At 34.8% G+C, this 15,611-nt stretch carries 15 protein-coding genes; 7 read left to right on the top strand and 8 right to left on the bottom strand.

Translation table 11 applies throughout. The features are described from left to right. Nucleotides 1-31: 31 nt before the first annotated feature. Entirely contained in the window at nt 32-1,606 is a 1,575-nt protein-coding gene (locus U8521_RS00995) for a permease-like membrane multi-spanning protein (protein WP_334351564.1), read from the bottom strand. Continuing rightward, nucleotides 1,599-2,357 (bottom strand): ABC transporter ATP-binding protein, encoded by a 759-nt coding sequence (locus tag U8521_RS01000; RefSeq protein WP_334351565.1) that lies wholly within the window; start codon nt 2,355-2,357, stop codon nt 1,599-1,601. Before U8521_RS01000 ends, U8521_RS00995 begins: the two co-directional genes overlap by 8 nt. 346 nt (nt 2,358-2,703) lie before the next feature. Here U8521_RS01000 and U8521_RS01005 point away from each other — a divergent pair, with 346 nt between their 5' ends. Next, nucleotides 2,704-5,457 (top strand): cation-translocating P-type ATPase, encoded by a 2,754-nt coding sequence (locus U8521_RS01005; protein WP_334351566.1) that lies wholly within the window; start codon nt 2,704-2,706, stop codon nt 5,455-5,457. Nucleotides 5,458-5,532: 75 nt separating this feature from the next. Further along, nucleotides 5,533-5,934, top strand: coding sequence for a hypothetical protein (locus U8521_RS01010; protein ID WP_334351567.1), 402 nt, complete (start codon nt 5,533-5,535; stop codon nt 5,932-5,934). A 24-nt stretch (nt 5,935-5,958) separates the two neighbouring features. On the opposite strand, the gene U8521_RS01015 is transcribed toward U8521_RS01010, so the two are convergent. Beyond that, nucleotides 5,959-6,846, bottom strand: coding sequence for an alpha/beta hydrolase (locus U8521_RS01015; RefSeq protein WP_334332839.1), 888 nt, complete (start codon nt 6,844-6,846; stop codon nt 5,959-5,961). A gap of 141 nt (nt 6,847-6,987) precedes the next feature. Here U8521_RS01015 and U8521_RS01020 point away from each other — a divergent pair, with 141 nt between their 5' ends. Next, a complete protein-coding gene (locus tag U8521_RS01020) occupies nt 6,988-7,284 on the top strand; it encodes a hypothetical protein (RefSeq protein WP_334351568.1) in 297 nt (98 codons plus the stop codon). 50 nt (nt 7,285-7,334) lie between these two features. On the opposite strand, the gene U8521_RS01025 is transcribed toward U8521_RS01020, so the two are convergent. The 3 genes from U8521_RS01025 to U8521_RS01035 all read right to left on the bottom strand — a co-directional run bounded on the left by U8521_RS01025 (nt 7,335) and on the right by U8521_RS01035 (nt 9,617). Further along, nucleotides 7,335-7,841, bottom strand: coding sequence for a VanZ family protein (locus U8521_RS01025; protein WP_334351569.1), 507 nt, complete (start codon nt 7,839-7,841; stop codon nt 7,335-7,337). A gap of 104 nt (nt 7,842-7,945) precedes the next feature. Then, the gene (locus U8521_RS01030) at nt 7,946-8,713 is read right to left on the bottom strand and encodes a DUF2705 family protein (protein WP_334332842.1); all 768 of its coding nucleotides are present in this window, start codon (nt 8,711-8,713) and stop codon (nt 7,946-7,948) included. After that, a complete protein-coding gene (locus U8521_RS01035; protein WP_334332843.1) occupies nt 8,706-9,617 on the bottom strand; it encodes an ABC transporter ATP-binding protein in 912 nt (303 codons plus the stop codon). Before U8521_RS01035 ends, U8521_RS01030 begins: the two co-directional genes overlap by 8 nt. Before the next feature lie 142 nt (nt 9,618-9,759). On the opposite strand from U8521_RS01035, the gene U8521_RS01040 reads away from it, so the two are divergent. Together U8521_RS01040 and U8521_RS01045 are read left to right on the top strand one after the other, a co-directional pair. After that, the gene (locus U8521_RS01040; RefSeq protein ID WP_334351570.1) at nt 9,760-10,428 is read left to right on the top strand and encodes a response regulator transcription factor; all 669 of its coding nucleotides are present in this window, start codon (nt 9,760-9,762) and stop codon (nt 10,426-10,428) included. A 12-nt stretch (nt 10,429-10,440) separates the two neighbouring features. Continuing rightward, nucleotides 10,441-11,316, top strand: a complete 876-nt coding sequence (locus U8521_RS01045) for a sensor histidine kinase (RefSeq protein WP_334351571.1) — start codon at nt 10,441-10,443, stop codon at nt 11,314-11,316. Nucleotides 11,317-11,454: 138 nt separating this feature from the next. On the opposite strand, the gene U8521_RS01050 is transcribed toward U8521_RS01045, so the two are convergent. Next, a complete protein-coding gene (locus U8521_RS01050; RefSeq protein WP_334332846.1) occupies nt 11,455-11,760 on the bottom strand; it encodes a DUF2628 domain-containing protein in 306 nt (101 codons plus the stop codon). A gap of 312 nt (nt 11,761-12,072) precedes the next feature. On the opposite strand from U8521_RS01050, the gene U8521_RS01055 reads away from it, so the two are divergent. Then, entirely contained in the window at nt 12,073-12,990 is a 918-nt protein-coding gene (locus U8521_RS01055) for an ABC transporter ATP-binding protein (protein WP_334351572.1), read from the top strand. Further along, nucleotides 12,974-13,726: an ABC transporter permease gene (locus U8521_RS01060; RefSeq protein WP_334351573.1), complete on the top strand. Its 753-nt coding sequence runs from the start codon at nt 12,974-12,976 to the stop codon at nt 13,724-13,726. Before U8521_RS01055 ends, U8521_RS01060 begins: the two co-directional genes overlap by 17 nt. Nucleotides 13,727-13,785: 59 nt before the next feature. Here the strand turns inward: U8521_RS01060 and U8521_RS01065 are convergent, their stop codons facing one another. Beyond that, nucleotides 13,786-15,408 carry an ABC-F family ATP-binding cassette domain-containing protein gene (locus U8521_RS01065; protein WP_334351574.1) on the bottom strand — a complete coding sequence of 541 codons (1,623 nt, stop codon included), beginning with the start codon at nt 15,406-15,408 and terminating at the stop codon, nt 13,786-13,788. Nucleotides 15,409-15,611: the final 203 nt, after the last annotated feature.

The following is a 15,611-nucleotide window of genomic DNA, read 5'->3' on the forward strand; positions in this document are numbered from 1 at the left end:
TAAATTATAGCAAAATAATTCCCTGCTACATTTAATCAAATTTATTCCAAAAATACTTTTGGTAATGCAAGTGTACTGCAATTGAGACTATTAAAATCAAAACGGCAACCAAACTATTGATAAGCGTTGGATTATTTGCCTGCAAAATTGCCATACTATAAGCCACTAGAGCAATGACACTGACAATGATGATGATAAACATGATTCCCACCATTTCAAAATTTCCGCCACCACGATTGAATAACTCGGTAATGCTAGTCCAATTAGTGATTCGTAAACGAAAATCGCGGGCAAAATAATACTGACCAACTAAATACGTCCCTAAAAGGCTACCGAAAATAGTCGAAATTAACATTACAAGACTCATCTTAGTAACAATTGCGATAACTATTGCCAAAACTAGATTGATTACATTTTGAAAAACAAAACCTAATAGAAACTTCTGTCGCAAATATTTCTTCATCGAAATCGGCAATGACCTCACGAAATCAAAATTTTCTCGATCTAAAGCTATTAAATTAGCAATCAGCGTTCCTTGATTCGTGTTGAAAAAAGCTAAGGCAATTCCACCGACAAAGAATACTCCCACCCATTTCAAAGGAAGATCAGTCGGTATTCTTGCAAAGCCAAAGGAAATGACAAATATCAGAGGTACCATGACCGAATTCACTAATACTTGTAACAGTAAATTTGGTTCATGGAGTAATTGCCGATTGTATAGATTAAGTATCTTAACGATACTGTGAGATTCATGATGTTTTCTGCGGGAAGTATTGTGCTGAAAGCTTGCACTAACCTGGGTTACTTGGTCCATCAAATGTGGTAATACAAAAACTTTCACACCAAAAATTAAACCAATTAATATTACTAATAAAGTTAATAAAGTAATTAAACCACCGCTTGAAAGTGGATCCTTACTCAAATAAAACAGTGGCAATAAAAACTTGATCTTAACGAAATCCCCACTAGCATTGCTAGCCTGATTAGTGCTTAAAATTCCAAACATCGCTGCAGCTAGTGAAATCATCATCAGTGCATTCATTGTCATACTGGGATGTTTTTGGACCACTTTTATTTGAGTCAATTCTAAAACGATAATGGCACAAATTAATAAAACAATCGCTAAAACTAATAAATAAGAGATCAATGAAACTAGCACATTAATTGGTAGCGTGACACCACTTCTCATCCCAGTTAGAAACAAAATTGTCACTAGCGGTATGGTGAATGGCACGATATTTAACACCACTGTGAATATTTTACTGATAAAAATCTCGGATTGCTTGAATGGCAGTGGCGCATAACTATTTAAATCCTTGCCAGCAAAGAAAACGTTGTAGATGCCGAACATACTTTGAGAAATCCCTAAAATCAAAAACATTAGAATATAGGAGGTGAACATCCCTGGCATTTGGCTATAATCGATTGAAAACATTGAAAAGCCGTATATCACTCCAAAAATCAATAAATTGACGATAAATTGCAAGAACAACTTTTTAGTCATCTTGGTACCGACTAGACCCTTTTTTCGATATTTACTAGTCATCTGTGGATTTAACAGTCGCAAATTCACGGCCATTAAGGCTTTAAACTGTCGATTAAACATGGCCTTCACCTTCTATATCATCAACCATTTCCTGATCGTCAATTCTCCCTGCCATTCCTAAATAAATTTCTTCAAGTGACTCATTTTCATGTTCAGCCAGTAAGTTTTGAACTGAGCCGTTATAAATCAATTCCCCTTGTTTCAAAATGGCTAATTGATCACACAATTGTTGTGCCGTATCAAGATTGTGAGTAGAAAAAATTACCGTTTTAGCCTTTCGAGCATGTGATTGCATCATCTGTTTCAAATCATAAGCTGCCTGAGGATCGAGTCCCTGCAACGGTTCATCTAAAATCCAAATATCAGGATCAGACAATAAAGCCCCAATCAAAATAGCTTTTTGACGCATCCCATGAGAAAAACTACTTAAGGTTTCGTCGACGTGTTCTTCCATGCCAAATAATGTTACTAACTTCAAACGTCTATCCTTAATATCATCAAGTTCATAAGCTGCTGCCAATAAATCCCAATATTCCATAGCCGTTAACTGCAAAAAAATATCAGGAGTATCTGGTACATAAGCAATTCTCTTTTTTATAGCCTGCCGATTTGTTTTCAAATTCAACCCATCGACAATAATCTCTCCACTAGTTGGTTCAATGATACTGACCAAACTTTTTAAAGTTGTCGACTTCCCTGCCCCATTATGTCCTAAAAACCCAAAAATCTGTCCTGGTTCAATTACTAAATCCAAATTTTTTAAAGCCTTTTTTTCATCATAATTTTTAGATAGATTTTTAATTTCAATCATGTCATTAGCCCCCTCAGTTACCGTAAATTTACTACTAGTGTACCAAGAATCAAATTCTAGACCTAGTTTATTTCAGAAATATATTTTTAAAATTTGCAACTTTGTGTTGACAATTTATAAAAATGTTGAATTTTTAATAATTACGTTATAAAAAATACATTTTGTATGAATTGAATAATTAATCAATAACCAGATTTTTATATTTCATAATTTGAGTATTTTCTAAAAAAGTCGTGATAAAATTTCACTTAGTAATTTTATTCGCTTTATAATTGATTTGATGAAAGTGATGAAAGTATACCTGTGATCAAATAATTTTCATTAATTTTTAAAAGCTGGTGAAAAAATGAAGGATATTCACACACAATTATCAACTGACAACGTTCAAGAACCACTTCAAAAACTTTTCAGTGATTTGAAAACTAAGAAAAATGGTCTTACCCAAACAGAGGCCATTAAGCGGATCAAACATTTTGGGCCCAATACGATTCACCGTAGTCAACAAAAATCTCAAATCAAAGCCTTTCTAAAAAACTTTGCTAGTTTAATGGCTATTCTACTTTGGGTCAGTGGTCTAATTGCAGTCTTAACTGGCTCTACTGAATTAGGAATTGCTATTTGGTTAGTCAATATTATCAATGGACTATTCAGTTTCTGGCAAGAATATAAAGCGGCCAAAGCCACCGATTCTTTGATGGCAATGTTACCCACCTATACGCGGGCTTTTCGAGATGGAAAAATCGAACAATTAGATGCCAAAGACCTAGTACCTGGAGATGTCTTTCAACTTCAAGCAGGCAATTCTGTTCCAGCTGACGCTCGCTTACTTGATGCAACGTCTCTTCAAGTCGATCAATCAGCTTTGACAGGTGAAACAGTCCCTGAATCTAAAACTGTCAAATTTGTCCCAGGAAAGGGTAAATTTTCCGAATCAGACTTAGTTTATGCTGGAACGACGGTTGGCTCTGGTGATGGTACTGCAGTCGTTTTGTCAACAGGTATGAATACTGAATTCGGTAAAATTGCTTCATTGACGCAAAAACAAAATAAAACCATCAGTCCTTTACAACAAGAACTAAATCGTCTAACTAAACAAATTTCAATGATTGCCATTGCAGTTGGCCTAGTCTTCTTTATTGCAGCTATTGTCTTCGTTCATCATCCCCTTGCACAATCGTTTATTTTTGCTTTAGGAATGATTGTTGCCTTTATTCCTGAAGGTCTCTTGCCTACTGTCACCTTGTCTTTAGCTCAAGGTGTACAAAGAATGGCTAAAAAGCACGCATTAGTCAAGGATCTTGAAAGCGTCGAAACATTAGGTGAAACTAGCGTTATTTGTTCTGATAAAACTGGTACCCTGACTCAAAATCAAATGACTGTTAATCATATTTGGTTACCTGCTGGTGAATACCAAGTTACCGGACAAGGTTATGTCAACAATGGTGAAATTCAAAAGAATCACAAAAGAATCCATTTCCAGGATGATCCTGATTTAACACAACTATTAAGGGTCTCAGCTTTTGACAATGATACAACGGTAGAATTCAGCAATCAAAAGCCCAAGATATTGGGAACACCTACCGAAGCTGCCCTAGTGATACTCACTAAAAAAGCAGGATTTAATACTGTACAAGATCTAAAAAATAGGCCCCGGATCAAAGAATTGCCATTTGATTCAGATCGTAAAAGAATGACGACCATTCATAGATTTAATTCAAAACTTTTTATTGCTGTAAAAGGATCATTGAGTGATCTCTTGAAACAATGCACTACTATTCAAATCAACGGTCAAATAAGACCTATCAACGATGAAGATCTAAAAAATATCAATCAAGCAAATAAAAAATATGCTACCAAGGGACTGCGTTCTTTAGCCATTGCCTATCGAGTAATTGATCAAACAGATCAATCTCAAATTGAAAAATTATCAATTGAAAATACTGAAAATAATTTGACCTTCGTCGGTTTAACCGTCATGGCCGACCCACCACGTCCAGAAATTTATGATGCCGTTAAAAAATGTCATGATGCTAGTATAAAAATTATTATGGTTACTGGCGACAGTGAAATCACCGCTAAATCTATCGCTGAAAAAATTGGCATTACTAGTGATCATGCACGTGTCGTCACCGGTTCAGAATTAGATAAAATGAGTCAGAGTGATTTGAAAGAAGCTTTAAAGGGTGAAATCATTTTTGCTCGTGTAGCTCCAGAACAAAAGTACAAAATAGTTTCAACCCTACAGAGTATGGGACAAATTGTGGCTTCTACAGGAGATGGTGTTAATGATGCACCAGCTTTAAAGAAAGCTAATATTGGTGTTGCCATGGGTGTAACCGGAACTGATGTTGCAAAAGATAGTGCCGATATGATTTTAACTGATGACAATTTTGCCTCAATCGTTGCTGCCATTGAAGAAGGTCGCACGGTTTACAGTAATATTCAAAAATTTCTCTTATATATCTTCAATTCAAATGTACCAGAAGCCGTACCATCAGCTTTATTTTTGCTCAGTCGTGGATTGATTCCTCTGCCACTAACCGTTCTTCAAATTTTAACGGTTGATCTGGGTACCGATATGTTACCAGCACTTGGTTTAGGCTCTGAACAACCAGAACCAGGGATTATGAATCAGAAGCCAAGAGCCCACAATTCTCATCTTTTAAATAAACATTTAATTTTAACAGCCTTTGCTTGGTATGGTGCAATTGCTTCTATTGTTTCATCTCTAGCTTATTTCTTCGTCAATCTCGAAAACGGTTGGCCAAGAATCCCTCTGCTAAGTTCAGGATCAGGTTATAGCCGGGCAACTACTATGACTTTAGCAGCCATTATCTTCTGTCAAATTGCCGCAGCTTTAAATTGTCGGAGTAAATATACCTCTGTCTTCAAACTAGGAATTTTTAGTAATCACAAAGTCTGGTTGGGTATCATTTTTGAAATTATCCTATTAGCAGTCCTAGTCTATACACCAGGCATACAAACAATTTTTCACACTGCCCCATTGCAACTCAAAGATTGGATTTTCTTAGTCATAATTCCTGTTCCTATCTTTTTGATTGAAGAACTGAGAAAATTAATTATTAGAAAGAAGCATTAGTTTGGAAACGGTTACAAGCTCTGATATACTTATATATAAGGTTTCATTACCAAATTAATTAAGGAGTTGATCGTTGTGCCAACGCTTAAACTAAATGCAACCGACTGTTTTGATTATTTTGTTAATCACTTTGAATTACTTTACAAAAATGAAGCAAAGTTCCGTCAAAACGCTGTTTTAGACCCTGATATCAGTAATCCTGAATTGTATGATGCACTCAAAGAACATTTTTTGGCGGAAATACTCAAGCAAGACAGGTTTCAAGATTTGAAGATTGAATTTTCTCGTGACCCTGAAGCTGTGGTCGACTTCATACTCGTCAATTTGTCCGACCCTAAGCATCAATTTGAAGTGATGGTCGAAATTAATCGTGACGATACAGCTGAAAGTGTCGCTGTTTCCTTTATGACTGGTTACAATTCTATTTTAGAAAATTATGCCGCCTCAGTTCATGAAATGAAGATGAGTAATCACTAAAAAAACCGCTAAATAGCGGTTTTTTTATTTAATATATTTTTTAAAGAAATTCATCTCATCGTCATTAGCCTGTCGTGCTAAATCATCCTTTTGATTGATCAAAAAGACATGACCTCGAGGATTCTTCTCATCTCCGTACATTTTACATACGTGTGACACATTCTTAGCAGTTAGAAAGCCATCAAATTTGATTGAATTATTTCTAATAAAATCTTCATTTGCGGTACAAATATAAGTTGGTAGGAAGTTACTTTGAATATACTTTTCAGTATCTAACATTTCACGGTGATTCTCGAGTGTATCTTGTGTAAAGTAACCATTGATAACATTTTTAATCGTGCCTGAATCCAACATGAAATTGGCAGAACTATTAAGTGCCACGGCTCTAAAGGTCATATCAGGAACTTTATAACCGAACATTGCTCGATACTCAGGATTCTTCAAAATCGTCACGTACTGTTCAGCCATTTGACCACCAGCACTATCACCGACAATAAAGACATTATTAGTATCAAAGTGATAATCTTGGGCGTGATCTTCAACCCAGTGCATGTAAAGGTTGACATCATCTAACTCACTTGGAAAAGTTACATCTGGTGCAAGTCGATAATTAGCATTCACGAAGGCAAAGCCACGTTGAGCCCAGTTTAGACCGTAAAATTGATAAGTTTCTTTAGTACCATAACACCAGCCACCACCATGGATATTAATAATGGTTGGAATTGGACCTGAAGCTTCTTCCGGTAGATAAACATCGAGCAGGTTCCACTTAGGATCATCTCCATAAGGAATATCATTAAAACGTTTTACACCCTCAACTTCAGTTGGTAGTCCAGCATCTCGTTGATCGTCGTTTTTCTTAGCTCCCTCTCTAAATTCTAAAATTGCTTGTTTGATTTCTTCGTCTGTCATTTGTAAGCGCCCCCAATATCATTAATTCTAGCATACGAAATAAAAATTAGTTAGACCGATTGAAATGTAATCTCTTTTGATACTGAAGAAAAATTATGATTAAATGACGTTAAGTACTATCACTAAGTCCGAACATTGTTGTTGCTAAGTCTAATAAAGAATCCAGAAACAATCGTTATTTCTGCATCCGAGACTAGCAATTCCAACAAGTATCGCATTTACAAGTTAAAGAACAAGAAGATGGTCGCTACTAAAAAGAAAGTCTCCATCAATAACAAAAAGGGCATCCGTCATTGGAAAGCTGAATCAAAGAAAATAAACAACAATACTTGGTGGAAGATTGGTAAGAATCAATACTTTAAAGCTAACCGTGTTGAAACTGTCAATGTTGCTAGAAGTAAAAAGCTCGGTATTAAGATCAATAATTATGCCAATTAAGACAAGAATAAAAAGTTCAAAGTAATCACACTGATTACCTTGAACTTTTTTTATTTGCTCTCAACGACACTTCTATGACTCAAGTAATTATAAACTACCATCAAAATAGCTCCAATAACGATTCCCAAAGCATTGGCAATCACGTCGTTAATGTCACTAGTTCGATTGATCAAGAAGATGTGTGACAAAATATACTGAGTCGTTTCAATCGCCCCTCCGATAAAGAAACCGAAAAAGGCAGTCGAAGCAATTGAGAGATTATTAAAGTATTTTTTAATCAAGAATCCTAATGGTATTGTCAAAATAATATTTTCAAAGAATCCTAGTTCTAAAACATTCAGCTGATGCAGATTAACTCGACCGAGTCCCATTTGCATCACATAGACTGAAGTTCCATCAAAGGAAATTGGGGTGAATAGAATCATCCCTAGAAAAGTCAGATAGACTAAACTAACGAATTCGAAATGACGCTTCTCAAACTCCGTCACCGAACTAAGAATGTATAAGCCGAAACAACTTGAAACAGTTAAGATTATTAACAAGGGAATAAAACGCATCTCACATCACTCCTTTCTTCATTTGCTTAGTTACAGCTTAACGAAGCTTTATTTAAACAAACTTAAAAAGAAGTGATCATTTTATGAAGTTTTTTTCAAATACATTATAATTCCTTATTATTAATAACATATACCGAACAAAAAATAGTGATTATTAAGACCACCATACTAGTCAAAATGTAAATCCAAATTTGCTGAGTTGAAACTAACCGTAAACTGATTTTAACTGCAGCTCGAAAGAAGTCGATATATTTAAGCCAACTCCAATCAACCAGATTGTTTAACACAGTCACAAAGATTGGACAAACTACGATAAAAATAGAGCTAAATACAATTGAAGATGTTAAAAACAAAATTAATATACCTAGACCAAAAATCACACTAATAAAAAAGGCAATCACAAGTGAATCTTTCAAAATAATTGACATCAATTCACTCCAACTACTTCCAGTTGTGCGGGAGAGAATCATCCCCATCACAACGCTTGTTAAAAAATAAGTAATGATTAGGACAAAAATGCTGAGCAACATTAATACGTATTTAGCTAACACAAATTGAGTTCTAGTAATACCAGAAACTAATGTATTCTTATAAGTTTTTTGACTAAATTCTGTTCCAATTATAATTACAAAAATACTAATCAAAACATATAATAATAAACTCGATGATAAGGTACTGGCATTGATGCCGTCTTTGATAGTCCAAATTTTCACCGAGTCTAATTTATCCATAGAATCATCAGTGACCAAGATTCCGCCTACAATACTCTTACCTGTAATAAAAGCTGAATAGACTATGGTAAATAATAATGTTAAGTAAATTCCCAGTGTGTGACGCAAACGAAAATTATCAGCTCTTAATTGATTAAGCATTCTTAAAGCCTCCAATCAATTTTGTGTAATAGTCCTCTAAAGATTTCTCTTCTTTAGTCAAACTGTTAACTAGGACGCCCTTTTCAACCAATCGTTGATTCAATTTTGAAGAGTCTAGAGTAAGTGAGTGGATCAAAATTCGTTGATCATCTAAAACAGTAAATTTTTCTTGAAATTCCTCATCAATTACTCGAGCTGCTCTTGATACGTCATCCACTGACAAAACTAGGCCGGATCGATTTACCCGATCAAGTTCTTCTTTGGTAATTTCCTTAATCATCTGTCCGCCGTATATGAATCCAAAGCGGGTCGAGACTTGATATAATTCAGTCAATATATGACTTGAAATCAAAATAGAAACCTGTTTCTCATGATTGATTTTCTCCAAAAGAGTTCTAATTTCAATAATTCCTGAAGGATCAAGCCCATTGATTGGCTCATCTAAGATCAACAAATCTGGATCAGGCAACAGTGCAATTGCTAAACCTAAACGTTGTTTCTGCCCTAATGAAAGATTCTTGGCTTTAGTATTAATCTTTGGCGTCAAACCTACAAATTGAACAATTTCAGTAATTTTGTCAAAATCATTTATTCCACGTTGAATTGCCGTTAATTTTAAATTTTCTTGAACGGTCAACTTTTCGAAAGTGGCTGGAGTCTCAATGACTGCTCCTACATGTCTCAGGGCCTGCTGATTAATATTTTGACCAAACATTTTTATCTCGCCTATTTTCAGTGGTGACAATTGGGTAATTAAACGCATTATTGTTGTTTTCCCAGCTCCATTTGGGCCAACTAATCCGTATATATCCCCTTTTTGTAATGAAAAACTAACATTATCAATTGCTTTATAATTTCCAAATTTTTTACTGACATTCTTGACTGACAAAACATTTTCTGACATAGCGGCTTGTCTCCTTTCAATTAATATACTAAACAAGATTAATTAATTTGTTGCATAAATAAACCTTAATTAATTATTAATTCTGAAGAAACAATAACTCTTATAAGATATGATTAAGGTAACAAATACTTAGGAGAAAGCTATGCATGAGAAAATACTGATAATAGAAGACAATCAAGATATTCAATCACTTTTATTTGACGTCTTATCAAATGATTATTTAGTTTACAAATCAATAAACGGTATCAGTGGTATTAAAGATTTCAAAAGTATTAAACCCAATCTAATAATTCTTGATTTAATGTTGCCTCAGATTAATGGGGAAAGTGTTCTCAAAATTATTAGAGAGCAGTCTCAGATTCCTATCATCGTTTTAACCGCCATTCAAAGCAAAGAAAAAACCGTCGCACTTTTAAACGACGGAGCTAATGATTATTTAACAAAACCCTTTGATATAGCAGAATTGCAGGCAAGAATTCAAGTGCAATTAAGGAATACTTCCCAATCTAAATCAAACTTTTTGTCATACGATAATATTTTCTTAAATGATTCCACTCACAAGGTTACTGCCAACAAAAAATCCTTAAATCTATCAAAAAAAGAATTCTATTTATTACGTTTACTTCTATCACATCCACACCAAGTCTATGAAAAAAGTCAACTGTTCCAACTGGTATGGAAAGAAGAATACTTTGAAAGTTCCGATAATACTCTAAATGTCCATATCAGTAATTTACGACACAAATTAAACGTCGCGACTGGTAAAGACTACATAGTTTCCATTTGGGGTATTGGCATTCGTTTCATTTGAAAGGTGAATATTGTGATAATTTTACTAATAATTTGCATAGTCTTGGTTTTATTTCTTGTTCTTCTCCTACATGAAATTTCCCGCATCACCAAAGATTTAGATTACATTAATCAAAACAATACTAATGGTAACGTGACTACTAGTTCTAATCTTAAAATCATAAAACGATTATCTAAAGCAATTAATCTGAACTTAGAGGCTAAAAACCGACTTCGAGAAAACCAAGAGAAACAAAATAAACAATTCAATCGAATGTTAACTAATCTGACTCATGATATAAAAACACCTTTAACTGTTTCAATGGGATATGTACAACTACTCACTCAAAAAGACAGCGTCCCAGAAAATAAAGAATTAATTCGCGTTAAAAATAACTTAGATTCAGTTAACTATTATTTACATTACTTGATGGACTTCAATTTAATTCAAGAAAAAAGTAAGAAACTTAATCCTAAACAATTCAACTTATCTGATACTTTGCAAAACGAATTATTCAACTATTATGATCAATTGTCAGCTCATTTAATCAAAGCACACATTCAAATCGAACCTAATATCATTGTAAAAAGTGATGAAATGATGTTCCGACGCATTTTCCAAAATTTAATTGGAAACATTTTAAAATACGCTTCAGATAATATGACTGTCTCCTTATTTAAATCCGAACAAATTATCCAGATAATTTTTCAAAATCAAACCGATGAGAATCTAACTGATAGTAATCAGCTACTCAATCGTTTTTACACTGCTGACAGTTCTCGCAACAATCAAAGTATCGGATTGGGTCTAAGTATTGTTCAGTCACTCGTTACCACCCTAGGGGGAAAAGTAAAATTAGATACCCGTCCTAATAATTTTCAAATCACCTTAACTTTTAAACACTTATAGGAAGTGATCACTATGGGTCTTACCGCCTTCCATCACAGCTTTAAGATCCTACAAAAAAATGGGTTATCAGCCTAAAAATAGTCAAACTAAGCGTGATGTAGAAGGATTATTTCGCTTAGAAAAATATCCCCATCACTCTTAGATGTAACGGTATGTTCTCAAAATATTAGCTGAAGTTTCATCAGCCGGTTTATATCCTTGAGCAACCATATCTTTGACATAAAATCGATTGTAGAAAAAAGCGAAAACAAACGTTACTAAAAAGGCTCCCCCACCCCAAGTGAATGAACCAAACAGAATCTCTAATAGTACTAATACCGAGGCCCATTTGAAATCCCCTCGAAAAACAGGCGTCCAAAATCCAAAGATCATTTCTGTCCATGAGAATCCGACTTTTACATTTTTATACAGTTGCTTACTTTCATTTACTAAACTAGCAAACATAATTATCTCTCCTTTGTAACTATAAGGCTTTATATTAGTATGACCTCTAGTTTTTTTTCTGACAAGTGTTTTGTATCAGAGAGTGGAACAAGCCGTTTAGGCCAAGACAGATAGCCTAATTTCACGAATTGCACGCCGAACTTGCGTGTGATTTGGGAAATGTAGCTATATAGCTGGGCCTGGCTTGTGTAACTCGTTTCAGTTCGAAAGCGTGACACGATAAAAAAATACTAAAACTATCTTGCTTTTTCGCATGTGATGTTTTACTGTATTAGTGTACTGATACAGACATACGATAAAGGGGAGATACATTTGGAGACTAAATTTCTCGAAATTTCAAATTTACACAAATCATTTGGTCATAAAAACGTTCTAAAAAACATTAATTTTTCAATGCAAAAAGGCCATATCGTTGGTTTAATTGGGGCTAACGGGGCCGGTAAAACTACTATCATGAAAGCCGTTTTAGGAATTTTGCCCTTTGATGGAAAAATCACTATCGCTAACCAAGAAGCTTCAATTAATCAACACCAACCACTTGAATCAGTCGGTGCCTTGATTGAATATCCCGGACTCTATCCATACTTGACTGGTCGTGAACAACTGCGATTATTTGCGACTGGCAAAAATCGTGAAGAAAAGGTCAACAACATTATTCAAAAGCTACACATGGAGCGTTTTGCTAACCAAAAAACTAAGAGTTACTCATTGGGTATGAAACAAAAACTCGGTGTTGGTTTGGCACTTTTAAATGATCCCCAGTTGGTTATTTTGGATGAGCCAATGAACGGTCTTGACCCTAAAGCTACTAAGGAATTGCGTGATTTAATCGTTAGCGAAAAAAATAATGGCGTCACCTTTTTAATCTCCAGTCACATCCTCAGTGAGTTACAACGTATCGCCGACGACGTGGTAGTGATAAATCATGGTGAAATCGTTACTGCCACAACGATGGAAAATCTTTTAGCAGCCAATAAGAAATTTTATCTGATTGAAACTGACAATAATCAATTAGCTGCTGATCTGTTATTGAGAAATAATTATCAAGCTGAGCAACAAGCTGCTTTGAAGATCCCTATCACCGATAATTTTTCAATTAATAATTTATTACAACTATTGTTATCTGCTAATATCACCATTCGTGACATTAAACAGCAAGATGGCGATCTGGAAGAATCACTCTTACAAGTTTTAGATGGACAAGGAGCTCAAAATGATAACCTTAATTAGACAAGAATTTTATAAACTCTGCAAACAACGTAGTACTCAATTGTTTTTAATCGTCTTATTTGCTTTCCAATTATTTTTTGCTGTTATTTCAATGAAATATCCAAAATTTTATTCACCAAAAGACGCTTTTACTAGCAATTATTTTGCTAGTGCACCAATACTCTTTTTCATGATTGCTATTTGTAGCATGTTGATCACAAAAGAACGTCAATTTGGTACCTTGCGCTCCCTACTTTATCGGAAATTCTCTTACGTGCAAGTTATCCTTAGTAAAATCATTACCTTAATATTGTTCACTATTTCAACTGTCATCTGCAGTTCAGTCGTTAGTGTGATTTTCAAATTCATTTTTGCTAATAAAGTTGATTTGACTGAAAAGATTTGGAAGAATTTCTTACTCACTAATCTCAATGATTTTTTAACTTTATTATTCTTAATAAGTCTTGTAATTTTATTAGGAACGCTAGTTAACAGTTCTAATCTTGCTCTAACTATCGGTATCATAGGTTATTTTGTGCTGAATGTTTTCAATCAATTATTATTTGCCTTGGTTGCTAAGTTTGAATGGCTAAAATGGAATCCTTTAAATATGATGAATTTAGGCGCACAAATTCAAACTAACAGTTATCATCAACTTACTCATTTAACCATGACACAAATTTCGGTCGGCTATGTAGTTTACGTTCTAGTTTTCCTTTGCTTAGCTGTATACAGTTTCCGTAAGAAATCAGTTTAATTTAAATCAAAATAGGAGCCAAGATTGTTAAATATTTGACAATCCTGGCTCCTATTTTATTATTTATCAAGCTCTTCTATTTGAGCTTCTACTTGTTCATTACTTCTAAATTCATCATAAGTCGTATCGGCACGATCGACTACGCCGTTTTCTGTTAAGTAAATTAAACGGTTGGCAATTGTTTGAATAAATTGGTGATCGTGTGAAGCGAATAGAACTGAACCTTTGTAGTCGATTAGACTGTCGTTTAAGGCAGTGATCGATTCCAAATCTAAGTGATTGGTTGGGTCGTCTAGTAACAAGACATTGGCTTTTAACAACATCATCTTGGATAACATTACTCGAACTTTTTCCCCACCGGATAAAACGTTGACCAACTTTGTTACGTCATCCCCTGAGAAAAGCATTCTTCCTAAGAATCCACGTAAGAAAGTATCGTCATCTTCACCCTTTTCGGCAAATTGACGTAGCCAATCAATAATCGGCGTCTCCTCGTCAAACATCGCGTTGAAATCCTTTGGTAAGTATGCCTGGCTAGTAGTTACACCCCAAGTTACTGTACCAGAATCTGGCTGTAATTCACCGGTTAGAATTTTGAAAAGTGCAGTCGTAACCATATCATTTTTGGCTAGGAAAGCCACTTTATCATCTTTGTTCAAAATGAAATTAGCATTCTTTAATACGGTCTTGCCATCGATTGAAATCGTCAAATCTTTAACTTGTAGTAAATCATTACCGATTTCACGATTAGGAACGAATTTAATAAATGGATAACGACGCGAACTTGGTTGGATATCGTCTAATGTGATCTTATCGAGCATCTTTTTACGAGAAGTCGCTTGCTTAGATTTAGACGCGTTAGCCGAGAAACGGGCGATAAAATCTTGTAATTCCTTGATTTTTTCTTCTTTTTTAGCATTTTGATCTTGTTTCATCTGTTGAGCTAATTGTGAAGATTGTTGCCAGAAATCGTAGTTACCAGCATAAAGTTGAATCTTGTTGTAATCGAGATCGGCCATGTAGGTACAAACCTTATTGAGGAAGTAACGGTCATGGGATACGACAATAACCGTATTTTCAAAATTGATCAAGAATTCCTCTAACCAGTCGATTGAATCAACGTCGAGTCCATTAGTAGGCTCATCGAGAAGCAAAACATCTGGTTGGCCAAAAAGTGATTGCGCTAATAAAACTTTAATTTTCTGACCAGCAGTTAGATTAGCCATTTTTTCTTGATGGAGGCTTTCAGGGATATTTAACCCTTGTAGCATTTGTGACGCTTCACCTTCAGCTTCCCAGCCACCCATTTCTCCAAATTTGGCTTCAAGGTCAGCTGCTCGCATCCCGTCTTCTTCACTGAAGTCCGGCTTCATATAAATAGCATCTTTTTCTTGCATGATTTCATACAAATCAGTGTGGCCCATCAAAACAGTTTCCATAACTGTGTATTCGTCATAATCGAAATGGTTTTGTTTCAAAGTTGCCAAACGTTCATTAGGTCCTAACTTAACTGAACCAGTTGAAGGCGCAATTTCACCCGACAACACTTTTAGAAAAGTTGATTTACCGGCACCATTTGCGCCAATCAAGCCATAACAGTTGCCTGGGGCAAACTTGATATTTACATCCTCAAATAACTTGCGATCGGCAAAGTGCAAACTAACGTTACTTACAGTAATCAAATATATAATCCTCATTTCTTAAACATAGTTAAGATGCATTATACGGACTATTTTTATAGGACGCAAGCTAAAAACGTTATTAGTGAAGATTATAAGTGTCTTCAACACAATCTCCGTGATGAGCTGAAACACCGATGATGCTACTTTGAACTTTTGTAAAGTACGTAAAATTTCCAAATAAGTTCTTTCCATAATTTTTTAAA

Source organism: Companilactobacillus miaonis (assembly GCF_036913615.1).
Classification (GTDB): Bacteria; Bacillota; Bacilli; order Lactobacillales; family Lactobacillaceae; genus Companilactobacillus.

Bases quoted from the DNA above. Each gene is read 5' to 3' on its own strand.
- U8521_RS01025 (WP_334351569.1), bottom strand. From the start codon at position 7,841: ATGCGTTTTATTCCCTTGTTAATAATCTTAACTGTTTCAAGTTGTTTC.
- U8521_RS01035 (WP_334332843.1), bottom strand. From the start codon at position 9,617: ATGTCAGAAAATGTTTTGTCAGTCAAGAATGTCAGTAAAAAATTTGGA.
- U8521_RS01005 (WP_334351566.1), top strand. From the start codon at position 2,704: ATGAAGGATATTCACACACAATTATCAACTGACAACGTTCAAGAACCA.
- U8521_RS00995 (WP_334351564.1), bottom strand. From the start codon at position 1,606: ATGTTTAATCGACAGTTTAAAGCCTTAATGGCCGTGAATTTGCGACTG.
- U8521_RS01060 (WP_334351573.1), top strand. From the start codon at position 12,974: ATGATAACCTTAATTAGACAAGAATTTTATAAACTCTGCAAACAACGT.
- U8521_RS01050 (WP_334332846.1), bottom strand. From the start codon at position 11,760: ATGTTTGCTAGTTTAGTAAATGAAAGTAAGCAACTGTATAAAAATGTA.
- U8521_RS01030 (WP_334332842.1), bottom strand. From the start codon at position 8,713: ATGCTTAATCAATTAAGAGCTGATAATTTTCGTTTGCGTCACACACTG.
- U8521_RS01040 (WP_334351570.1), top strand. From the start codon at position 9,760: ATGCATGAGAAAATACTGATAATAGAAGACAATCAAGATATTCAATCA.
- U8521_RS01000 (WP_334351565.1), bottom strand. From the start codon at position 2,357: ATGATTGAAATTAAAAATCTATCTAAAAATTATGATGAAAAAAAGGCT.
- U8521_RS01015 (WP_334332839.1), bottom strand. From the start codon at position 6,846: ATGACAGACGAAGAAATCAAACAAGCAATTTTAGAATTTAGAGAGGGA.